This is a genomic window from Pseudomonas sp. QTF5 (genome assembly GCF_000512695.2).
Lineage (GTDB): Bacteria > Pseudomonadota > Gammaproteobacteria > Pseudomonadales > Pseudomonadaceae > Aquipseudomonas.
This window is the reverse complement of record NZ_AZRW02000035.1, coordinates 17406-41401: the sequence shown is the minus strand read 5'-3', so window position 1 is coordinate 41401 and position 23996 is coordinate 17406. Positions and strand designations below refer to the sequence as shown.

The following is a 23996-nucleotide window of genomic DNA, read 5'->3' as shown; positions in this document are numbered from 1 at the left end:
ATCATAAGATGTCGAGCCCCTTCTACTACCTGCTTCTAGCACCTCTGCTCGGATGTTGTCTGATAGCCAACGGCGCGCCGCTGGATGAACCGCTCAAACCCTTGCCCGCTGTGCCCGAGCAGAACCCTTTGCAAGTCGAACTCGGTGAGCGGTTGTTCAACGAGTCACGCCTGTCGGTCAACAACACCCTGTCCTGCGCCAGTTGCCATCGTCTGGAAAACGGAGGCGCCGACACCCAGGCTTTTTCCATCGGCTTCAACGGCGTCCCCTTGACGATCAACACCCCTAGCGTATTCAACGCAAGTCTGAACTTCCGGCAATTCTGGAACGGTCGCGCCGACACTCTGGAAACGCAAGCCCACGAAGTGGTGCAGAGCCCCAGCGAAATGGGCAGTCATTGGGAGCATGTCGTTCAGACACTGACCGCCGACCCGGCTTACAAAAGCGCTTTCGCCCAGGCCTACCCTGACGGCGTGACCATGAACAATGTGCAAAAAGCCCTGGCCTCCTATGAGCGCACGCTGATCAGCGCCAACTCGCGTTTCGACCAATACCTGTTGGGCAATACCGAGATTCTCACCAAGGACGAGAAGTACGGTTACCAACGCTTCAAGGACTATGGCTGCATCGCCTGCCATCAGGGGGTGAACATCGGCGGCAACATGTTCCAGAAATTCGGGGTCATGGGCGATTACTTCCAGGTTCGGGGCAACCCCACCGAAGCCGATCTGGGCCGCTATCTGATCACCAAGGCTGAAGAGGACCGTAACGTATTCAAGGTTCCGAGCCTGCGCAACGTTGCCGTGACGGCGCCGTACTTTCACGACGGCTCGGCGAAAACCCTCGAAGACGCGGTAGACGTGATGTTCAAGTACCAGCTCGGTCGTGTGCCCTCAGACCAGGATAAGACCTTGATCATCAAATTCCTCAAGACCCTGACCGGTGAGTGGGGAGGTAAACCTTTATGAAAACGCACCACCGTCGCAATCTGGCGCTGCTCAGTGGCGTGGCCTTGCTGCTGGCCTCGACGCTGCTGTTTCTTTACCTCAAATCAAGCTCCGACCAGACCTCGACTTACGCCGAGTCCCGGGCCTTGATCGGCCGGATCAAACAGCTGAATGCGCAATGGGAAACCGAGATTCTCAAGGCCAGAATCGCCATCAGTCAAAATTACGACCCCCTGGTTGCGCCACTGACCGAGATGACACATCTGTGGGAACAGTTCGAGACCATGGAATCCAATCACGGCCGCAATGACCCCGTCTGGCATTCCAGCCATGAGGCATACCACGCCGCCATTCAAGAAAAAACCCGGCTGGTGGAGCAGTTCAAATCCCACAACGCGGTACTGCGCAACTCACTGGCGTTTCTGCCCACCGCCGAAGACGACATTCAGGAACCGCTAACCCGCCTGGAGGATGAAGACAAACTGCAACTGCAGAACATTGCCACCGACACCTACGACTTGCTGCTCAGCAGCCTGGAGTTCGCCCAGATCACCTCCGACGACAAAGCGGCCGACATCCTGGTCGGATTGAACAAACTGGGGGTGAACAAGGAGCGATTACCGGAGCAGTTTCATAGCCCGATCGATGTTTTGAGCAGTCACATCGCGCTGATCCTGCGTGAGCAACCCGTGGTCAATCGGCTGCTGGCAAACATCGAAGCCGTTCCTGTGGCCGAACGGCTGGACGACATTACCAATCTGCTGAACAAGGATCAGCAGCAAACCGATGCAGCCAACCGACGCTACCACTTTTACATGCTGGTATTTTCTACGCTGCTGGTGCTGGTGCTGGTGTACATGGCGATTCGCCTGATGCGCAGCTTCGGCGAGATCAATCGGGTCAACAAGGAACTGCAAACCGCCAACGATGTTCTCGAACAACGGGTCGAAGAGCGCACTCGCCAACTCAAGGACACCCAAAGCGAATTGCTCGACACTGCGCGCCAGGCCGGCATGGCAGAAATCGCCACCAATGTGCTGCACAACGTTGGCAATGTGCTCAACAGCGTGAACATCTCGACCGACCTGGTCACCCGCAAACTGCGTAGCAGCAAAGCCCAGGGATTGGGCAAGGCGATGCAGTTGATCAACGCGCATCAAGACAACCTGGGCGTCTTTCTGACCCAGGACGAAAAAGGAAAACTACTGCCCGGCTACCTGAATCAACTGGTGGAGGCCATTGCCCTTGAACAACAAGGCATGACCGATGAACTCGCGCAACTGAGCAAAAGCGTCGACCACATCAAGGACATCGTCGCCACCCAGCAGTCCTACGCGGGGGCCAACAGCCTGATGGAACCGCTGCACATCAGCGAGTTGCTGGAGGATGCCTTACGGATGAACGCCGGCGCCCTGACCCGGCATCACGTCACGGTGGTCAAGGAGTACGGCGATGTACCGCAAATCATGGGCGACAAACACCGGTTGTTGCTGATCCTGATCAACCTGATCAGCAACGCCAAATACGCCATGACCGACCTCAGCAACCGCCCACGGCAAATGATCCTTGGGGTGAAAGTCGTCGAAGACACGATCCTGCAAATCAGCGTCAAGGATGACGGCGAAGGCATCGAGCCGGAGAACATGACGCGGATCTTTGCCCACGGTTTTACCACCCGCAAGGAAGGACACGGCTTCGGCCTGCACAGCTGTGCGCTGGCCGCGATCGAGATGAACGGCCATCTCACCGCCCACAGCGACGGGCCGGGCAAAGGTGCACTGTTCACGTTGCAGATCCCGTTGAAACCCGTCATGGAGGAAGCATGAGCGATCTTTCGAACCGACGCATACTGCTGATCGACGACACGCCGTCCATTCATGAAGACTTTCGCAAGATCCTCACCCCGACATCGGCGCAGCATGCAGAGCTGGACGAAATGGAGGCCGCGCTGTTTGGCAGCGAAGTGAAATCCACCAACCTGCTATTCGAGCTGGACTCGGCGTATGGCGGTCAGGAGGGCCTGGGCAAACTCGTTCAGGCATTACAGGAAAACCGTCCCTACGCCCTGGCCTTCGTCGACATGCGCATGCCCGAGGGTTGGGACGGTGCGCAGACCATCGAACACCTGTGGCAGCAAGACCCGCAGCTGCAAGTTGTAGTGTGTACCGCCTATTCCGACTATTCCTGGGATGAACTGCTGGAGCGCTTGCACGCTCACGACCGCCTGCTGATTCTGAAAAAGCCGTTCGACAACATTGAAGTCCAGCAGATGGCCAACACCCTGCTCACCAAATGGGAAATGACCGAGCGGGCGTCTATTCAGATGAGCCATCTGGAGCATCTGGTGGATCAGCGCACGCACCAGTTCAAGCAGGCCAGCGAGGCGTTGCAGCGGGAAATCGACGAGCGCAAACAACTGGAAAGCCAACTGGTGCAGTCGGAAAAACTCGCCTCACTGGGGCAACTGGCGGCGGGCGTCGCCCATGAAATCAATAATCCCATCGGCTTCATTTCATCCAACCTCGGCGCCCTCGATGGTTACTTCAAGCAACTGCAGGACATGCTAGATGCCTATCGGGAGGCGGAAAACGCCATTGGCTCAAGCGAGGTCATCGACCATCTCGGCCAGCTGCGCGAACGGGTCGAACTGGACTTTCTGCGCGAAGACATTCCGCTGCTGATCAAGGAATCCAAGGAAGGCATCGGCCGGGTCGGGCAGATCGTCAAAGACCTGAAGGACTTCTCCCGCGTGGACTCCAATCAGGAATGGCAGTGGACCAATCTGCAACAAGGCATCGAGTCGACCCTGAACATTGTCGCCAATGAACTCAAGTACAAAGCCGATGTGGTGAAGGAGTATCAGGACCTGCCGGACATCGAATGCCTGCCCTCGCAAATCAATCAGGTGATCATGAACCTGATCGTCAACGCGTCTCAGGCGATGGGGCCGGAACGAGGCATCATCACGCTGCGCACCGGGCTTGAAGGTGAAACGGTGTCGATCGAGGTCGCGGACACGGGAATAGGCATCGAGCCGGACAACCTGCAGAAAATATTCGATCCGTTCTACACCACCAAACCGGTGGGACAGGGGACAGGGCTTGGGTTATCCCTGTCCTATGGCATCGTGAAAAAACACCGGGGCGATATTTCGGTGCGTAGCGAAGTCGGGGTGGGCACCACGTTTCGGGTCGAGTTGCCGGTGCGGCAATCGAAAGCGGCTGTCTGACCAGCCGAGCAAGGGATCAAATCTAAATCCGGGCTGTTTTCGTTTTTTCTCCAGGCGCAGAATGCCTGACGTCCTGTGCTAACACAGGAGATCTCTGTGGCGAGGGAGCTTGCTCCCGCTGGATCGCGAAGCGATCCCAAAACAGGCAATGCGTTCAGTCAGACAAATCCCGTCAGCAGGTTTTGCGACGGGCGGAACCCTAGGTGGCCGTTACCGCAGAAACGGATATGTACATCATCAAAATCAGGAAGATGCGTAGATACCTATGCACCAAGGGAGGACACCATGCTGAAAGTAATCGCTCAAGATTTCATCAAACCCGAATACATTGAAACCGTTCGCCCGTGGTACGCCGAACTGGTCGAGAAGACTCGACTGGAACCTGATTGCATTGCTTACGACCTGTTCATCGATCAAAAAGACCCCGGGCACTTTATCTTCGTCGAACAATGGCCGAATAAGGCGGCGCTGGACGCTCATTGCCAGTCTGAGCATTTTCGGCGTCTGGTGCCGCAAATCAACGGTTACCAGGCGAGGGATTGTATTGTTGTGCTGATGGATGCGTTCTGACGTCAACCTCAAGGGGGGGTTGGCGCTTCCCCTCGGATGAACAAACGGGCTTCACTATCCCCTTCCTTTAGCATCTGCACCTGCTTCCAGTGTTTGGGAAACAATGCGTCATGTTCAGGGCGAGCGTAGCCCGTTACCCACCAGATCCGCCTGGCATTGAGTTTCAAGGTTGAAAAATCGTTGAAGAGAATCGAATGCAAATGACGGGGAATGAGTGCCCAGCCACCGTATTCGGCGGTACCCCAAAGGGTGCCTGTCGGTGTTTTGAACGCATATAACCTCGGCTGAATACCGGTCGAGTTGTAGTACGTGAATGGCAAGTACCAATACAGGTTATCGACGATGATTTCGTCACCCGGACGGACTTCGCGACCAAGACCTTCGACCACGGCGTCCAGTCTTGCGTCTTTGCGAATGCTTGTCCCGTTCATCTCATCCGTTTGCGCGTAGACCGCTGAAAGCCCGTGTACTTCTGCCAATAAAACCAAAGCCATGGCGGCAGCGGCAAGAACGGCGTGCCGTTGGCTCCATGCGTCCAGCGCGAGCGCAACGATAAGGGGCAACGCGGCAACAGCGAACACCAGGTATCTGGCATTGAAAACCGGCACGATCAACGACACCAGAAAAACGGTCAGCACCGGTACAAAAAAATAGCCCACCAGCAAGACGCTGAAAGGTCGCTCATGGCGTGTCTTGAGTAGCACTGCAGCGGCGCAAACAACGATCAACACCGACGGCAACACACGCCATAAGGATGAGTAACTGACCGAATCCCCCATCATCACCAGTTGCCAAACGAAGGTCAGCGCTGTTTGCCAGGTGAGCGGCGGTATCCACTCGAGCCCGTCCATTCGCAGCAATTGATCGATGAAATGAGGTATCCACGGCAGGTACAACACGACGATTGCGCTGTTGGCCACGACCCACGCACGAAACGGTATTGCCGTGGGCCGACCGTCCTCCCACGCTCGCCACCAACAAAGCCAATGCACCAAAACGCACAGCGCGGCGAAGTAATGCGTGTAGAACGCAGCCGTCATCAGCAGCACGTAAAAAACCGGATAACGCTTTTGATCCGGTGCCTTGATCCAGCACACCAGCGCCACGGTCGCGCCCATCAGCCAGAAGCCGAGCAAGGTGTACATTCGCACTTCCTGGCTGTAACGCACCGATAGCGGTAGCAATGCCAACAACACTGCCGCTATCCAGGTCGCCTTTCGCGTTGTCACCAGGCTCATCAATTTAATGCACAGCAACAGCGTGCCGACATCGGCCAGTGCACTCAGGGATCGCGCAGCCAACACGCCATTGCCGAATAGCAACATCCAGAAATGCAGCAAAACGTAGTAAAGCGGCGGATGAACATCCCGCGCCGTTGTAGCCCAGATATACGCAGGCGAGCCCTCGGCCAGTAGCAGGCTGTAGGCCTCGTCGTACCAGATGACCGGCACGGTGATGGAGTGAAACCTTGCGAACAACGCGATGGCTATCACCGCCACCAGACCTGCCCTGTCGGCCACCCGGGATGGAAAACCTTTGTGAAGAATCATCGATGCGCTCACCGGCTGATCATCCTCATGGCTCACCACTGAAGTGTGGTGATCGGGGTCGGCTCTTTCATGACGATGAAACCGTAATCGCCCAGCAGATAGATGCGGTAGAACTTGCTCTCAACCAGCGGCGGATAACTCTGATAACCCATCAGGGTCGCGTTACGCCGTTCCCTCTCCACCTCCACGTTGGTGATGCCCGCCTTCGGCAGATTTTCAGCCAGCATGAAGAAGTTGATGTTCAGCAGATAATGCAAGACCGGCATCTGCTTGAACGAGCCCGCGGCCCCCACCAGCCAGTGATCGGAATAATTCACCGCCAGGTAAATGCGTTTGGCCTCGTGCAGTTGCCGACGGGCCGCAATGTCATGCCCCAGGGAAAACAACGCGCTGGACGCAAAGGTGTTCTGCACCGTCAGCACGCGGCCATAGGCGTAAGACAACGAAAGCATGGCCAGCAGAGGCACCGCCAACAGCAGCGTCAGCCGCTCATGAAGGGGCGCCAGCGCCAGATGGCTCAAATAGAACAACAGCACCAGCAACACCGCAAAACCCATCAAGGTTCTGGCGCCTTCATTGAAGTCGCGGAAAAACAGCGCAGCCCCCGACACCAGTAAAGTCACGACCGGCACCGTCTGCACGCACACCAGGCCCATCACGATTTTTCTCAGCCGGGTGTCGTGGCGTTCCATCACACTCCGGGCCAACCGTGCGCTGCCCACAAGCGCACACAACAGCAGCGCGGCGAACACCCAGGTGAATCCACCGTGAAACAGCAGCGCGACTTTTTCCAGCACCCGGCCGATGTTGATTTCAAGTTGCAGCAAAGGCTCCGCCGCCCAGTTCAACAACAAGGCGCGATCGTGATTCATGTACGGATAAGCCGTGACGCTGTAGATCAACCCGCCCAGCCCTGCCTGCGCGATTTTCCAGCCGATCCATTCGTACCACTGCCGCCAGGCCCATCTGTCATTCGCGCCCCTGAGCAGTTCCAGGCAACACAGGCCCAGAAACACATTCAGGCTCACCTGATAGAGCCCCAGCGCCAGCGCAATCAGAAAGGCCGGCACCAGCCATTGCAGAATGCGCGAGGGATGACGAAAAGTGATCGCGTAAATCACCGCCACCAGGCTCATGGCCATGGCCGGCCCATCGTATTGATAAGACAGGTTCTGCAGGAAGAACGGGTTGTACCAGAGCGGCAACAGCACCAGGCAGCAGGATATCGTCGGCTGCGGGTAGTAACGGAACGTCAGGCTGGTCAATGCAAAGGCCATGGCCAGTGTGGCGATCAACAGCGGCAACGGAAAGATGTTCGGCGCGCCATCGCTGAACGTCAGCGCGTTGTAGAACAGCTCGGTGAACAACCGCCCCTGCCCCGCCCAGGCAGTACCGGCCGACAGCGAGCGCCAGTTGTCATCGATGTAGGGATAGTCCGCGAGGATAAGCGGAATGACATAAACCAGGGTCGCGATCAGAAAAAACAGCCAGACCCGACGACGCCCGAGTTCTTTGCTGAAAACGTCGCTCAGTCTTCCCATACTAAAGCCCGAGCCGGTCTGTGCCGCCGATGACGTCCTTGATCACATAACGGGGCCGATGCTTGGCTTCGATGTAGATGCGGCCGACGTACTCACCGAGGATGCCGATGCCGATCAGTTGGACGCCGCCGAGAAACAGAATGGCCGTCATCAACGAGGGGTAACCGGGAACGCTGTTGCCGAAGAAAATCTTGTCCAGCACCATGTACACCGCGTACAGCACCGCGAAAATCGAAATGCCGCCACCGACGTAAGTCCACAATCGCAACGGCACCGTGCTGAACGAGGTAATGCCTTCCAGCGCCAGGTTCCACAGTTTCCAGCCATTGAACTTGCTGCGTCCTGCCACTCGCCGGGCCCGCTCGTATTCCACCACCGCCGTGGTGAACCCGGCCCAGGACAGAACGCCCTTCATGAACAACTGATGCTCGGGAAGCGCACGAATCACATTGACCACTTTGCGGTCCATGAGCCGGAAATCCCCGACGTTTTCTTCGATTCGGGTGTAAGAAATCCTGTTCAGCAAATGATAGAAGAGCGATGCACTGTGGCGTTTTAAATAACTGTCACTGTCGCGATTTCGACGTTTGGCGAGCACCACGTCGGCACCCTTTTGCCACTCGGCAATCAACTGCGGGATGACGCTGATCGGATCCTGCAGGTCCACGTCCATGGGAATCACCGCATCGCCGGTGGCGTATTCCAGCCCGGCAAACAACGCCGGCTCCTTGCCGAAATTGCGCGAGAAGTTGATCAGCAAGACCTGTTCATCGACCTGCGCCAGCGCCTTGGCCTGCTCAGCTGTCCGGTCGGTACTGCCGTCGTTGATGAACACGATCTCGATCTCACACGGGTCGAGTTTCAATTCGCGACGCACCGCCTGATAGAACAGGCTGATCGCCTGCTCTTCATTGAATACCGGGACAATCAGCGAAACTTTCACGTTTCACACTCCTGAAAAACGAAGTGTAGATGTTCGACAGACGCTCATCAGGGGGCGTTCTGGTGCGTGTCATGCCCGGCAGACCGACGGACACGCCATCCTGATTCGTGCGCTATAGGCAACTGAGACATTCGGTAATATCCGGCCTTTTGCAATTACCGGCGAATCACGCCACCCTGCGCACCGCTCGCTCCTACCACCCAACAACCCCCGTTCAAGAGCCCGCTGTCATGACGTTTGAACGCGATCACCGAATCGACTTTTTTCGCGGCCTGGCGCTGATCTTCATCTTCTGGGATCACGTGCCGCAAAACCCGCTCGCCCAGTTCACGGTGCGCAATTTCGGTTTCAGCGATGCAGCGGAGATTTTCGTGTTCCTGGCCGGTTACGCGGCCGTGCTGGCCTACGGCAAGATCGCCCGGCGCGAAGGCTTCATGGTCGCCACGGTGAAAATCCTGCGACGCGCCTGGGTGCTTTATGTGGTGCATATCTTTTTGCTCGCGCTGTTGATGGGCATCGTGTTTTTCGCCAACAGCCACGTGGAAACCCGTGACTTGGTGCAGGAAATGGGCTTGCAGTATTTCCTCAGCAATCCGCAGCAGGCGTTGATGGATGAGTTGTTGCTGCGCTTCAAGCCGAACCTGATGGACCCGTTGCCGCTGTATATTTTTTTGCTGCTCGGCCTGCCGCTGGTGCTGCCGATGCTGCTGCGCAAGGCTGAATATGTGGTGGGGTTGTCGGTGGTCTTGTATCTGCTGGCGCCATGGCTTCAGTGGAACCTGGCGGGCACCGACGGTGGCGTGTGGTTTTTCAATCCGATGGCCTGGCAGCTGCTGTTTATTCTCGGGGGCGCGGCGGCGATTCACGGGCAACGGCCTCGGGTGCCGCTGCCCCGAACGCTGATTCGTCAGCCGGTTTTCATCGCAGCGCTGACCTATTTGCTGCTGACCGGGCTGATCGCAGTGTCGTGGAAGTGGCCGACCGTGCATGACGCCTTCATGCCCCAACGGCTCGGCGAATGGCTCTATCCGATCAGCAAGACCAACCTCTCGCCGGCACGCCTGCTGCACTTCCTCGCCCTCGCCTACGTTACCGCCAGGTTGTTGCCGGACACGGGCTGGACGCAACACTGGCTGGCGCAACAAAGCTGTCGCATGGGGCGTTATTCGTTGGAAGTGTTTTGCTTTGGCGTATTGCTGGCGCCGTTGGCAGACATGCTCAACGCCTTGGGTGGGAACGCACTGGCGATGCAGATATTCAGCGCACTGCTGGGGGTCGGGTTGATGGCGTTGCTGGGGGCCTGGCTGGATTTCAATAAGCGGTTGAATCGACCGGCTCAAGTCTCCGTCGTCTGACATTGAGACAAGTAAACCTTTGTGCTGGGGGGTTTACGAAGCCGAACGCACCGCACCTGCTATTACAGACGACATCACCCCCTGTGGCGAGGGAGCTTGCTCCCGCTCGGCTGCGCAGCAGTCGCAAACCCAACACACCGGTTTTATCTGGCAGATCACGATTACAGGGATTGGGGCCGCTTCGCAGCCCAGCGGGAGCAAGCTCCCTCGCCACTGGTCACTGGTCACTGGTCACTGGTCACTGGTCACTGGTCACAAGGAATGGTGCTTACTCGACATTTGGTTATTCACAATTTTTTCACCAACGCCAACCACCGACTAAGCTTCAAACAAGTCCGATCAATCTGCGTGAATGGATCAATCGACTATGGGCGCTTTGTGGCAAACCGATTCGAGTAAAACTGTGGTTCCGACTGAACGAGTGGATGAAGCGCCTTTACCTGAGAAACCCCGCCGGTCCCGGCACGGCTGGGGGGCGTTCTGGTTGTTGCTGCTGATTATCCTGATTGTCCTGGGCCTCGCCGCGGCCAAGGAAATGCGCACCTCCAAGTTTCAGGCCCGGGAAATCAGCCAATATGCCGCCTCGCTGAAGTACGAGCTGCAGCCCGGCCCCAGCGATGCCATACGCTACGCTGGCGCAGGCCCGTTCGATCAGCGTTTGGGTTACAGCGCCATGGATGAGTTTCTGCCGCGCCTGCTCAAGCGCGATTACGTGGTATCAGCACAAACCCGCTTCTCCCCGGCACTGATGAAGTACAGCGACAAGGGCTTTTTCGTGCCCTATGCAGAGAAAATCCAGGCCGGGCTGTCGATCACCGATTGCCGCGCGGCTCCGCTGTACCAGTTCAAATACCCACAACAACTCTATTCAAGCTTTGCCGCGATCCCTCCGGTAGTGGTCAGCAGCTTGCTGTTCATCGAAAACCGCTTTTTGCTCGATCCCCGTCAGCCCCTGGCCAACCCCGCCGTGGACTGGCCGCGATTCGGCATGGCCGCGTGGTCCCAGGTGGCCAAGCTGTTGCGCTTGCCCGGTCAGTCGGCGGGCGGTAGTACGCTGGCAACACAGCTTGAGAAATATCGACACTCGCCCGATGGCTTGACGGTGTCGGGCGCGGAAAAGATCCGGCAAATGATTTCCGCCAGCGTGCGGGCCTATCAGGCGGGGCCGGAAACCCTCCAGGCCCGGCAAAATGTGATTCGCGACTACCTCAACAGTGTTCCGCTGTCGGCGGTACCGGGCCACGGTGAAGTGCATGGCATGGCCGAAGGTTTGCGGGTCTGGTACGGCGCCGATTTCAACGAGGCCAACGAACGGTTGGCGAGCACCGAGACCGACCCGAAGAGTCTGTCGGAAAAAGGCCTGGCCCTGCGCGAAGTGCTGTCACTGATGATCGCTCAGCGTCGCCCTTCCCATTACTTGACCAAGGGCCGTGATGAATTGGCCAGTCTCACCGACAGTCATCTTCGCCTGCTGGCCCAGAATGGCGTGATCGATGCGCCACTTGCGGCGGCGGCATTGGCCAGCAAAGTGACCTATCGCGACTGGCAGACGCAGCCCACCCTTCAGCCGATCGAAACCAACAAAGGCATCAGTGTCGCGCGCAGCCGTCTGGGCGGATTGCTCAATCGTCCGCTGTATGACCTAGACCGCCTCGACCTCTCCGCCACCAGCACCCTGCAAGGCGAGCTGCAAGCCCAGGCCACCGCATACCTCAAGCATCTGGCCGACCCAACCTACGCAGCGGAAATCGGCCTGATTGGCGAACGCCTGCTCACGCCCACCAGCACCACGCAGGTGCGCTACAGCTTCACACTGTTCGAACTGACGCCGGATGGTTCGCGGGTACGGGTGCAGACCGACAGCACCGACCAGCCGTTCGACATCAATGAAGGCAGCAAGCTGGAACTGGGCTCCACCGCAAAAATGCGCGTGCTCACCACCTATTTGCAGATCATCGCCGAGCTGCACGATAAGTACGCGACGATGTCCGTTCCTGAACTGAAAAAAGTCGACGTTCCGGACCAGGACCGTCTAAGCCGCTGGGCCGTCGATTACCTGATTCAAAACACCGACCGCGACCTGCCGAAAATTCTCGGCGCCGCGCTGGATCGAAAATACTCCGCCAGCCCGGGCGAAGCCTTTTTCACCGGTGGCGGACTGCACACATTCGTTAACTTCCGCAAGGAAGACAACGGTCGCCTGCCGACCCTGCGCGATGCCCTGCGTGAGTCGATCAACCTGCCGTTCATTCGGCTGATGCGCGACCTGGTGCGCTACAGCACCTATTCGGGCCCCAACAGCAGCGCCGAATTGCTCAAGGACGATCGCAACCCGCGGCGTCAGGAATACCTTGCCTCTTTCGCCGACCGCGAGGGCACGTCGTTCCTGCTGAAGTTCTGGAAGAAATACCGCAACAAGGACACTCAAGCGCGGCTTGAAACCTTCCTCGACAGCATGCGCCCGACACCGATTCGCATGGCGGCGGTGCATCGTTACCTGCTGCCACAGGCCAGTCAGGAAAGCTTCAACAGCTTCGTGCGCTCGCACCTCAAAGGGGCCAAGCTCACCGAGAAACTCACCGACGAGCGCCTTGAGCGGCTGTATCTCGCCTACGGCCCCGGCGCCTACGACCTGCCGGATCAAGGCTACATTGCCAAGGTTCACCCGCTGGATCTGTGGCTGATGGGCTATTTGCTGAACAATCCGGACGCCACCTTCACCCAGATCGTCAAAGCCAGTCAGTTCGAACGCCAGGAAGTCTACAGCTGGCTATTCAAAAGCCGTCACAAGGGTGCCCGCGACAGCCGTATCCGCACCATGCTGGAGATCGAGGCGTTCCTCGACATTCACCAGCGCTGGCAGAAAGTCGGCTATCCGTTCGATCATCTGGTGCCCTCGCTGGCCACCGCTATCGGTAGCTCCGGCGACCGCCCTGCGGCGCTGGCGGAACTGATCGGCACCATCCTCAACGATGGTGTGCGCATGCCGACGTTGCGTATCGACAGCCTGCACTTCGCGGCCGATACGCCCTTTGAAACCCGCCTGATCAACAATCCGATGGTCGGCAAACGCGTAATGCCTTCCGAGGTGGCCACCGCCATGCGCGAGGCGTTGTCGCAAGTGGTGGATGCCGGCACGGCCAAACGTCTGGCGGGCAGTTTCAAACTGGCCGACGGCACGCCGTTGGCCATGGGCGGCAAAACCGGTACCGGCGACAACCGCATCGAAGCCATCGGTTCCGGCGGGCGAATTTTGAGTTCGAAGTCGATCAACCGCACCGCGACGTTCGTGTTCTATATCGGTGACAGCCATTTCGGCACCCTCACCGCCTATGTCCCCGGGCGCACGGCGGAGAATTTCAAATTCACCTCCGCATTACCTGCGCAAGTGCTCAAGGGTATGGCACCGATTCTCAGTCCCTACTTGCAGCCGGGCAGCCATACACAGTGCAGCCCTGCAGAAACTCCGCGGATGGCCAGCATGAACATGCCAACAGGTAACCAACAATGAAAAGCACAAGGTGGTAATTATTTATTTTATGCATTGCAATATTCAATGAATCACTCACCAGCATCGCCATTCAACAACAGGCATTTAAACTATTATTTTCAGCTTTGAACGTTAGGCTGTTATCTCCTGACTTTATTCAAGGCTTTAGTAATGACCGCAACAACTGAACACAAAGGGCAACATGACGACTTAATTAAATCGCGTATCGATTCCGTTTTTACCGATATGTCGTTGCAACGAAGCGTTGCATTAAGAAACATACAATTACGTCGCGAACCCTGGATGATTACAGCGACGCGAAGCGACCACAAGCGCCTCGCCGCCGCCAACAAACAGGCCTGGAGCGCGCAAAACAACATCGACAAACGACTAAGCGATCTCAAGGACGTTTATTCTTTTGCCGAGCCGTTACTCAAGGCAAAGCTTCGCGAACAGTACAACGTCGAGGTGGATGTCAAAAATACTTACTTAAGGCTGTACGCACCCAAGGAAATGCCTTGGTATGTCATTAATGTTCAAAGTGGGTCTACCGCCAGAACCGTTTCATTACTGGATGCCGCACTGCACAACTTCGCCTACACCGAAACCTATCAAAATGATTCCGACTTCATTATCAAAATTGACCCTGATCGAGAGCTGTTCGATGTTTCACCCGTCAGAAAAAAAATCACCATCAGCCAGTTTCAAACGCTATGCCGCGAGCTGGACATCGGTGCGCAATACAAGGCCCACCTCGAAAGCTACCTGCTGAACAACGAACCGGTGGCCGACGCCTGGCTGAGAATCCAGGTTGAGCGCAGTCAGCAAGCCGCGCTGAACGCTGCGGCGCACTTGGCGCTGGTAAAAAAAGACATCAGCCACGACGCTTTCAAACTGATCTTCGATCTGCTCGCCGGCCGACGGGACCTGACACTGGACGATCAGGCCATGCAGGTTTGCGACTTGGGCATGATGGACCTCAAGCTCACCGGCATCGTGGTCATCTGCCCGGACCCCGATCGAGCGCAGCGTTCGACCGCAATGATTGCCTACGTTCCCCATGATCCCGAACATCCGCTCAAGCAATATGCTTCTTCCATCGAGTTCATGGATGAGCTGACCCGTCTGCTGCGTGACAACAAACAGTTACCTTCCACCGGTATCAACTACCGTCAGTTCTTCAGCCAGTTCGTTGATCATGAACAGCGGGGCCATTTTTTTACCGGGCTCGAACAACGCCTTACCTGTGTCAAATGGTACCCAAAGGAGCTGGGGGATCCGCGCCCCTCATGGCGCGACACGCCGGTGGAGAATCCGCGGTTGCAATTCAGCGCACAGCCGATCACAACGCCCCTGTGGACGTATCTCTACCAACAACAGCTGAACAAAATCCTGAATGACGCACGCGGTATCGCAGTGCCCACGGCAGATGCGGACAGTAACGCGCGTTGGGCCTGGTGGGAAAACTTCAGAAAAATCGTCTCGGACATCTTCAATGTGGCCTTACTAGTACTTACGCCGTTCGTTCCGGGGCTGGGCGAAGTCATGCTCGCCTATACCGCCTATCAACTGACCACCGAAGTGATTGAAGGGGTGGTGGATCTGGCCACAAAGCAGTGGGCCGAGGCGGCAGAGCATTTGGTGGGGTTCGTCACTGATATCGTTCAGCTCGCCGCATTCGGCGCAGGTACCGCAATCGGCAATGAATTTCGTCTCAAACTTTCGCCCTTGGTCGAGGGAATGAAACCGGTGCAGTCGTTCGACGGCACCACTCGTTTATGGAACCCTGACCTCAAGCCGTATGAACAGCCGGATCCGGCCTTGCCAGCCACATCCAGGGCCGACGCGCTGGGTTTGCACGAGCATGCAGGCAAGAAGATTTTGCCGCTCGAAGGCAAGCTTTACGAGGTGAAACACGATCCGAAAAGCGATCTCCATCGCATCCAGCACCCCACTCGCCCGCAAACTTATTCACCAGAAGTACGCCATAACGGGCAAGGGGCCTGGATTCATGAGGGGGAAAACCCGCACGACTGGGAAGGCCCGACCCTGATGCGGCGTCTGGGCCACTCCGTGGAGGGTTATACAGACACAGAACTGGAGCGGCTTCGCAGTATCAGTGGTACTTCGGAAGGCTCGTTACGCAGAATGTACGTCGAGAACGCCCCACCGCCACCGCTGTTGGCCGACACCCTCAGCCGGTTCAAAACCTGGGACGAGGTCAATGACCTGAGCCGGCGCATTCGCACGGGGCAACCTCTGGAGCCGGGATCGTACTGGTTCGATGGCCTGGTGCCGGGCATGCCGGGCTGGCCCGCTGACAAGGCACTGAAGGTCTATGAAACTGCCGATTTGACCAAGGAATATCGCAAGTACGGCAACGCCAGTTCCACGGATGAACAAACACTCGGCATTGGTCGTCCGGACATGTTGGCCGGCAAACTGCCTGGACGGCTCGTGGACTTTCTAGGCGATGCAGGCATGCAGTCCCTGCTCGGCCAGGACTACCCGAAAACCCGGCGGGCGCAGGCCCTGCGCAACAAACTGGCAGACACTGTGGAAAATCGCGAACTCGACATCTTCAATTATCAGGATAAGTTCAAAAACAATTCGAACGATGCACGGGTGCGTCAACTGCAACGCCACTACCCCGAACTGCCATCACCGATAGCCCAGACTATCGTCGACCAAGCGACGGCAGCCGAAATTGGAATTCTGTCCGAAGAGCAGCGAATACCTCTGCGCCTGAAGAACCAGGCCCGTGAAAGCGCCTTTGAAGTAAAGGCCGCCCGCGCCTATGCGGGTTTTCATCAACCGGAGCTGCTGGTACCCGATACTGAACGGCTTGCCCTCAACGCGCTTAAAGTTCATACCGACTCCTTCGCCGATCTGCGGATCGAGGTGCGCGATGGCACCTATGACGGTCCGTTGCGCTGCAGCGCAGGCAGCGATAAGGCCGCGATCGTCCGGGAACTGATCAGGGATGAGTATGGCCGCTATGAAGTGACCAACGGCACCCCGAAAAAACTGCAGGCCGAGGATGTCTACGAGGCTATCTTGCTGGCATTACCCGAGGACAAGCGCAACGTCCTGGGTTATCAAACGGGCAAGGGCAGCGTGCTCAAACAATGGGTCATGGACAAGACCGAACCGCCCGCGGAGCGACGCAAATTGCTTGCGTTTTCACCCATCCGCCCGATCGTGCCCTGGGAGACCGACGTGCAGGTGTATGGAGCCTGGATAACCAGAGCACCTACGACAGTGGAGGCGAAGGTGCGCAATCTCTACCCGCACTTCGACGAAAACGAGATAGCCGCTTTATCACGTTCCTTGCACGCTAAAGCCGACCCCCACCAGGAAATCGCTCGACTGAAACTCGAACAGGAAACGCTCAAGCAAAAACTGGAAGACTGGCGACGAAGCTACCTGACCGATTTCGATCCCGATGGGCCCTTGCCCGACGCCTACCGGGATTTTGAGCGCAACGGAGGACGATTCCTTCACGACCGGCTCAAAGAATGTTTCGACAGGAAAGCCGAGGTATTGGGCGAGCGCAATACCAGCCTCGAAGGCGGATATTCCCTGGACCTGTCCACGGAGTTCCTGCCTCATAACCTTGAGCGCTGGTGGAAAGAGATGCCGAAAACTCTCAAGTCGCACCTGCAGCAGATCACCACCCTGAACCTGGACGGGCAAACCTTCTTGGCAGGACGACGCGGTCTGTTGAAGGACTTTGCGCATCTGCAGCAACTCAGCGCCAGAAAGTGTGGACTCACAGGTTTGCCCGAGAACATCGGCAAAATGCAGCGACTAGAAACCCTGCGCCTCAGCGACAATCAGATTCAATTAAGCCCCTCTGCCATCGAGCAACTGCAAAACCTGAGTCGCCTGGAAATTCTCAGACTGGATAACAACCCCCTGGGCGCCCCTCCGTTTGTCAATCGTATGCCGAGCCTCAAAGTATTGAATCTAGCCAACACCGACATCAAAACCTGGCCCCCCGGCCTATTCAGCAAAGCGAGGCCAACCGGGTTGTTCCTTGATCTGCGAAAAAATGCGCTCACATTGATTCCAGACGTTGCCCCCGGCTCGGACAAAGCGCTGTTGATCGCCCGTACCCGGCTCGATGCGAGCAGGCTATCGGACGCCAACCGCGTTTCTTATGAGCGATACAGAGAGTCGGTGGGCATGCCTGCAGCCTTGAGGTATGACACCCCGGCCGCTGACTTGCTCGCGAAATGGCCGCCTGTCGATGACACCCTGATGCTCAGTGAATCCCCCGGGATCGGTACTTACAGGCCCGAAGCCTGGCACGACCTGATGGCCGAACCGGACTCTGAGGGGTTCTTCACGGTCCTGGAAAGTCTGACGCAATCGGCTGATTACCGACGAACGCCACGTACGCGAGCGCAACTGACTGATCGTGTCTGGCGAATGGTCGATGCCGCCAGCATCGATACGCCGTTGCGCGAGGAATTGTTTTCCATGTCCAACGACCCCGAAGGCTGTGAAGATGCCGGCGCGGAACTTTTCAACAATATGGGCGTGAGGGTGCTGGCGTGGGAAGCCCGAAACTTTTCTACAACCCCTGCCGAAGTCGAGCGCAAATTGGTGACGCTGGCCAAAGGTTCGGCGCGTCTGGAGCGAGTCGGCGAGCTCGCACGCGCCGATATCAAGGGTCGCGGTACCCATCCCGATGAAGTCGAGGTGCACCTGGCCTATGACACAGGGCTGGCCAAACGTCTGGACCTGCCATGGCAGTCCGAAGCCATGAATTTCCGTCCCTTGGCGGGTGTCACCGACGAGATGATCGACAACACCTACGACACGATCATTGACGCAGAGGCGGGTGACGGTCTGGTCAATCAAATGATCACGCGATCCTTCTGGGAGCAGTACCTGCGCAGAACCTGGCCGAACGAACTCGCCAGCAATTCTGATCTTCACTATAGGAAACTGGAACTGTTGGAAGATCTGAAGCTCGCACAAAAAGCCTGGGCCGAAGACCGGTCTGAAAGGCCAGAAGACCTGACAAAACTCATAAAGCTCGCCGAAAAAATCTCTGTCCCGCAAGCCTCGGTCCTGACGGGTGAAGAGATGAGCGATGAAACCTACGAAGGCTTGCAACGCGACATCGCTTACCAAAGGCAGGAACTGAGCAGAAAACTGACGCGCGAAGCGATGGAACGAGCCGGGTTGTAACACAGCTCGCTCCGCTCGCCCTGCCCTGAATTCATGCCCCTGGCGTCTTGGCATTGAACATCAACATCACGTTCCCACTGTAATCCCCCGGCCGGTAACCATCGGCCGGTTTCAACGGATCGATCTCCAGCAACGCCCGCTTCCCTACCGCCGCTTCAGCCTGCGACACCACATCCTGCGGTGTCATGTCCGGGCGCAATACCACGCCATTGAAACTGACCTGCAGCTGGATCTCCTCGCCCGGTCTGCCATTCGACAGATAAGGCTCGCTTTCCAGACGCGCTTGAACCGCGCTGGAAGCATGTCGCACGTCAAAATATTTACGTACGCTGCTCAGGGTCGAAGTGGCGTGATCCCAGTTGAGTCGCTGCGCCTGATGGATCCAGCCCGGGTCCGCCGGCACGATGTAAAACGCGCGGGTGGGTATGTTCAAAGACACCTCGAAGGTGTGCTGCACCCGAGCCGCCCAGGCCAACGAAGCCGTCAGCCCGGTGATTGCCATCAGTGCGATGACAGCGCATTGCTTGATCATGTTGGTTACCTGCCGCCTCCTTTGAACAGCCATTATCGATTGGCCACGGTGAGCGTTTTCCTGGTCTCGCCTTCGATCAGGAAAAAACGGTACTCACGGTCCTTTTCCTTGTCGAAGGCAAACGTCTTGCCCGCCAGCACATGGTGTTTGGTGGTTGCCCCGCAGTCCTTCTCGTCGGTCAGCGAACAGCTTTTGAACTCATCGACAATGAGCACCGTGTTACCGTTATTGCGCAGTTCGTAGCGGCTGTCGGTTTCATTGATAACCGTTTCGAAGCGAGCGTCCTTGGGTCGCACGAAAAAGATCGTGCCGAACCCGGTCATCACGTTGACCCCGGCCGACAGGGTCTTTTTGTAGCCTTCGCGCTCGTCACTGCTGACCGCGAATTCATCTTCCTTTTCCGGCACCACCGGCACGAAGCGCACACGAAAGTAGCGCTCGCGATCACGCACGCCCATGTACAACAAGCGCGTGCCCTGCATGCCCTGGGCCGGTACGATCAGCCGTGCCGGGCTGGCCATCACGCCATTGCGCGAGGCGCCATCGGCTGCGGCTTTGACCGGGATTTCCTTAGGCGTGCCGTCGGCGCCATAGACGATTTCCAGCACGTTGACCTTGACGAAAGCGGTGCTGTCACCGCTGTTGAACACCCGCTTCAGAAAAGTGCTTTTATCGGCATCCAGATAGTCATACACGGTGCCGACATTGATCTGTGGCCCGGCCTGCGCCATGCCACTGAACAGACTGAGCACCCACAGCAAAAACAAACGCTTCATCGTCTTCAATCCTTTAACAAATGAAAGTAGCGAGCTCCGGATGCTCAAACTTCCGAATCCCAAATGATGGTGATGCTGCCGGACAACGAGGCACTCTGGCCGGTTTGCAGCACCCTTTCAATTTCGTCGCGAGGTACTTCGAAATGCAGCGCGCCAGCCTTGCGGTCGACATACTGGCTGGGCTCAAAAGGCCCGCTCCAGACGTTATGCCGTAGCGGAAAACGGCCCACCGAGCTCCCGCTGTAGGTAATCCCGGTGGGCAGGGTGAGCCGGGTCGTGACGTCCATGACCTGACCGCCTCCATACATCCGGCAGCGTTCGCCACCGAAACTTGCACACTGCATCATCACCTTGAAGCGCGACGAGGCGGAGAGGTAGAACCTCTGATCGCGAAAGATCCTGGCGGGCTTGCGACCACCGTCTATCCACTGCTGCCAGCCTCCCTCCGGCTCCAGCACGACCTTTTCTCCGCCCGGTGGCACATCGACCTTCAGGGTGTGCTGCACGTCCAAGGCGAAATCCAGGGTCAGGTTGCTGTCATCCGGTTGAAAGTACGCGCCGAAGCTGAAATCGCCACCGGAGCCCATGGTGTAGGTGAGCGAACCGGTATAAATCCCGGACGACATACCCAAGGGGTTGGGGGTGCGCAGCTCGTACGCGATATCAAGGGTATTGAAGGCTATCGACGGAATTGTGAAAGCCGCAACCTTGGAGCAAGTGGCCTCCACGGGCGTTTTCCAGAAAAAACGGTAAGTGGAATCGGTATAGCCCCCCACTCCACTGTACTGACAAGGTGCCGCGGCATAGACCCAGGCCCCGCGGGTCCACAATTTATGGTGCCCCTCGAGTGCAGTTGCCTCGCCGGTGAGATTGGCGGCTGTATCGCTCAGGATGAAATCGGAGCCAATGCCGGTGATGCGCACTTCGACGGTTTCCGTTTCCTGAGTCTGCGGGTTGGTGATGGTCAGCTGTCGCCAATTGGCGGGGACTTTCAACGGAATGCCTTCATGGACGCCAACGGGACGCGTTGATTCGAAACGAACTGGAAGCTGAATGCTGAACATGTTGTTTTCGACGCATTGATCCGGCCAGATGGCGCAATAGCCACTGTTCGGCGTCTGGTTGATAAACACATTCTTGTTCGGCTGCGACGGATCCGGCTGGAATAACGCCCTGATCTCCTGATTCGCCGCTTGCGCCGAAGGCACCATCAGGGCCGCCAATAACCCCAGCCAATACCTGGATTTTTTCATAATCAACCCGCCTTCTGTTCGGTGGACGTGACGTCGGCCAGGGTGTCGGGCGTGCACCGCAGATCACCGATCATCAACACGTTGTTTTCATTGCGATGACGACTCGCATCGAGACGGAACTGGCACAGCAATTGATTACCCTGGCGCACCTCCAGGGTCGGCGAGCCGGCGTTCATTTCCATCGAGAAGAAGCCATCGACTTCCGTCACCCCGCGACTGGCGTGGTTGATCACGTGGTGGCCCTTGAGCGGCCGCCCTTGCTCATCGACCAACCGGCCGAGCACAGTCAGGGTTTTCATCACACGGATTTTGCGATACTCCACACCACCCTTGTTCAGGTGATACCGGGTGCGCGCCGGCTCGATGGTTGCAGCTGGAACGGCGTTGCCCTCGAAGTCGAAACTCACCGAGCTGTTCTGGTACGCCGTGATCGGAATGAAGTTGCGCCCAGGGCGCAATGCCGCGCTGCCGCCGCTGTAATCATCGGCGCGCAGCGCGATGTCATCGATGTCCGATTCCACATCGACAATCAGCCCCGCGCCGCGCATTTCATGCTGACTGGTCAACACCATTTTCTCGCCGCCCACCACCAGGGTGCTTTCGACGTTCAGGCCACCGGTGAAGTTGCCGTTGTAGGACGAACGCTGGATAAAGCCATCGCCATTGATGGCGTCGGTGCGGAAGTTGGCCAGGCTGGACACGCCGACGCCGTAGGTGTCGGTGAGCGCGGTCACCGAGACGTTCTGCAGCACGTGATCTTTCAAGTTCTTGCGCCAGCCGAGGGAGGCGTTGTTATCGCGGCCGCCATCGCGGTCGGTGCGCGAGCCGATGCTGCCGGTGATTTGCTGGCCCGGCGGGCCCAGCGCGATGTTGATGCTCAAATCGACGCCGCGATTACGCGCATCGCCGCTGCTGTAGCTGCCCGGTCGATCGAACAGCGACAAGCGCCAGTTGGCATCGCTGCCAAACAGCACGGTGCGCTGGTTCCAGCCCAGGTCCAGGCCGACGCCCTCGGTGTTGCCTTCGCTGTAGGAAACGCGAGCATTGATTGAGGTCTTGCTGCTGATCCGATGGTTGAGCGCCAGGGATGAGTTGCTGGTCTCGCCGACGAAGACATTGCGTTGCCGCACCCGCGTGCCGTCTGGGAGGGTGTCGTACAGGTTGGTGGTATCCAGCCAACTGCGGTTGTGACTGATCACCAGGCTGCCGGCGCCATAGTTATAGAGGCTTTGCAGATCAAGGCCGGTGCCGTGATCCTGAGTTTGATAGACGTTGGCGTACAGGCTGATCTGGTTGGCCAAGGTCCAGTCGATGGACGTGCCGAACTGCATTTTTTCGCGAATCTGCCGCGCCGACGCGCCGACAATCACTCGCGGGTGCATCAGGTAGTTGACCGAGGCCCCTGCCGTCGCGCTGCCGCTGGCCTGTTGATCCCAGTTGCTGAGCAGTTTGCTTTCTTCACCGGCAAACAGGTTGTAGCGCCAGCGCTCGTCGAGGTTGCGCCAGTTGTTGGGCTTGTACACCAGCTCTCGGGTGGTCGAAGTGATCTGGCCGTCTTCAATCAGGCGCACTTCCACTTCGTAGATCCCGCCTGCCAGCGGTCGGGTGTCGAGGGTCTGCAAACCGGCGGGCACCGACTGGGTGTTGATCAGCAGGCCATCGCGATAGATCTCCACCGAGCCCTGGCGATTGGCCGTGACATAAATCGGGTAGACGCTGGGCATCGGCGTATTGATCGCCAGGCTGTCGGAGCTGCCATACATGACGCCGACGGCCGTGTCGGGGCTGGTACCAAACGTGCGCGGTTGGCGGGTCAGCCCTTCGGAATTGGGGGTGAAATAGCCCAGGCGCAGGAAGCTGCCTTGCAGTTCGCGCTGGGTGTAAAGCTCGTGTACTGCGTGGTAAAGCTTGTCATCCGGGCCGCCGAGGCGGGCCATTTGCATGTTGAACGTCTGGCTCCAGTTGCCCAGGCTGCCACTGGCTTCGAGCCCGAAGCGCCCGCCCAGGTCCTGTTCCTGGCCGCCATTGAGATTGAGCTGGTTGCGCACCATCAGGCCGCTGCTGCCGCCCAAGGGTTGCTCGAAATAACGCTTGGCCTCCACGTCGCGCTCGGCGTTTTCGGTGAGGATCGAGACCAATGAGTTTTCCAGGTTGTAATGCACCGCCAGCACCTGATCGGGGCAGGAACCGGTGCATGCACCCAGGGGCACGCCAGGCTTGAGAAAGCTGGCCCATTTTTCCCGCTCGGCGGGGCCGTAGCGGTTTTCGCTGGTGTCGGTGAATTCGAGCAGGGTGATGCGATCGTCACGGGACAACACCACCATGGCCTCCCCCAGGGGCTGCTGATCGAGTTCGACCCGAACTGCCAGAGGCACATCAAAAAAGTGTTCCTCGAAATCCGCCGGCAAACCCTTGGCCTGCGCCAACAGACTTCGCGGTGTCGTACCGGTGGAAACAGGAGCCGCCAATGCGCTGGCACAAAACAACAGCGCAAGCGCAGCCGCGATGGGTGTCATCGGGAACATGAACTCGTACTCTGATTACGAACAAGTTGAAGTCCGGCGGACAAGCCGTACAGGTTGTCCGCCGGGTAACGCTTGGAGAAGTA

At 57.7% G+C, this 23996-nt stretch carries 14 protein-coding genes; 7 read left to right on the top strand and 7 right to left on the bottom strand.

What is annotated here, in order from left to right; genetic code table 11:
* The first annotated feature begins 8 nt into the window (after positions 1-8).
* The 4 genes from IC37_RS22450 to IC37_RS22435 all read left to right on the top strand — a co-directional run bounded on the left by IC37_RS22450 (position 9) and on the right by IC37_RS22435 (position 4746).
* Entirely contained in the window at positions 9-968 is a 960-nt protein-coding gene (locus IC37_RS22450) for a cytochrome-c peroxidase (protein WP_030129591.1), read from the top strand.
* The gene (locus IC37_RS22445) at positions 965-2773 is read left to right on the top strand and encodes a DAHL domain-containing protein (RefSeq protein ID WP_030129590.1); all 1809 of its coding nucleotides are present in this window, start codon (positions 965-967) and stop codon (positions 2771-2773) included. The genes IC37_RS22450 and IC37_RS22445 overlap by 4 nt, the downstream gene beginning before the upstream one ends.
* Entirely contained in the window at positions 2770-4176 is a 1407-nt protein-coding gene (locus tag IC37_RS22440; RefSeq protein WP_030129589.1) for an ATP-binding protein, read from the top strand. Before IC37_RS22445 ends, IC37_RS22440 begins: the two co-directional genes overlap by 4 nt.
* A 285-nt stretch (positions 4177-4461) precedes the next feature.
* On the top strand, positions 4462-4746 hold the full coding sequence (locus tag IC37_RS22435; protein WP_030129588.1) for a putative quinol monooxygenase: 285 nt from the start codon (positions 4462-4464) through the stop codon (positions 4744-4746).
* Positions 4747-4754: 8 nt separating this feature from the next.
* Here the strand turns inward: IC37_RS22435 and IC37_RS22430 are convergent, their stop codons facing one another.
* Genes IC37_RS22430 through IC37_RS22420 form a run of 3 tightly spaced genes read right to left on the bottom strand, consistent with a single transcriptional unit; the run spans position 4755 to position 8780 of the window.
* Positions 4755-6296 carry a glycosyltransferase family 39 protein gene (locus tag IC37_RS22430; RefSeq protein ID WP_030129587.1) on the bottom strand — a complete coding sequence of 514 codons (1542 nt, stop codon included), beginning with the start codon at positions 6294-6296 and terminating at the stop codon, positions 4755-4757.
* Positions 6297-6328: 32 nt separating this feature from the next.
* Complete coding sequence (locus IC37_RS22425; protein WP_030129586.1) at positions 6329-7837, bottom strand: glucosyltransferase domain-containing protein; 1509 nt, start codon at positions 7835-7837, stop codon at positions 6329-6331.
* Position 7838: 1 nt separating this feature from the next.
* Positions 7839-8780 carry a glycosyltransferase family 2 protein gene (locus IC37_RS22420; RefSeq protein ID WP_030129585.1) on the bottom strand — a complete coding sequence of 314 codons (942 nt, stop codon included), beginning with the start codon at positions 8778-8780 and terminating at the stop codon, positions 7839-7841.
* A 230-nt stretch (positions 8781-9010) separates the two neighbouring features.
* Between IC37_RS22420 and IC37_RS22415 the strand changes: the two genes are divergently transcribed.
* The 3 genes from IC37_RS22415 (at position 9011) to IC37_RS22405 (ending at position 18827) form a co-directional block, all read left to right on the top strand.
* On the top strand, positions 9011-10135 hold the full coding sequence (locus IC37_RS22415; RefSeq protein WP_030129584.1) for an OpgC family protein: 1125 nt from the start codon (positions 9011-9013) through the stop codon (positions 10133-10135).
* A gap of 367 nt (positions 10136-10502) precedes the next feature.
* Complete coding sequence (locus IC37_RS22410) at positions 10503-13646, top strand: transglycosylase domain-containing protein (protein WP_051414816.1); 3144 nt, start codon at positions 10503-10505, stop codon at positions 13644-13646.
* Between the two features lie 150 nt (positions 13647-13796).
* A complete protein-coding gene (locus IC37_RS22405) occupies positions 13797-18827 on the top strand; it encodes an NEL-type E3 ubiquitin ligase domain-containing protein (RefSeq protein ID WP_030129582.1) in 5031 nt (1676 codons plus the stop codon).
* A 31-nt stretch (positions 18828-18858) separates the two neighbouring features.
* Here IC37_RS22405 and IC37_RS22400 read toward each other — a convergent pair whose 3' ends face one another.
* Genes IC37_RS22400 through IC37_RS22385 form a run of 4 tightly spaced genes read right to left on the bottom strand, consistent with a single transcriptional unit; the run spans position 18859 to position 23913 of the window.
* Positions 18859-19359 (bottom strand): CS1 type fimbrial major subunit, encoded by a 501-nt coding sequence (locus IC37_RS22400; RefSeq protein ID WP_030129581.1) that lies wholly within the window; start codon positions 19357-19359, stop codon positions 18859-18861.
* Positions 19360-19391: 32 nt separating this feature from the next.
* Entirely contained in the window at positions 19392-20135 is a 744-nt protein-coding gene (locus IC37_RS22395) for a pilus assembly protein (protein ID WP_030129580.1), read from the bottom strand.
* Between the two features lie 44 nt (positions 20136-20179).
* Positions 20180-21388, bottom strand: coding sequence for a hypothetical protein (locus tag IC37_RS22390; protein ID WP_030129579.1), 1209 nt, complete (start codon positions 21386-21388; stop codon positions 20180-20182).
* A gap of 2 nt (positions 21389-21390) precedes the next feature.
* Positions 21391-23913 (bottom strand): CS1-pili formation C-terminal domain-containing protein, encoded by a 2523-nt coding sequence (locus tag IC37_RS22385; RefSeq protein WP_030129578.1) that lies wholly within the window; start codon positions 23911-23913, stop codon positions 21391-21393.
* Positions 23914-23996: the final 83 nt, after the last annotated feature.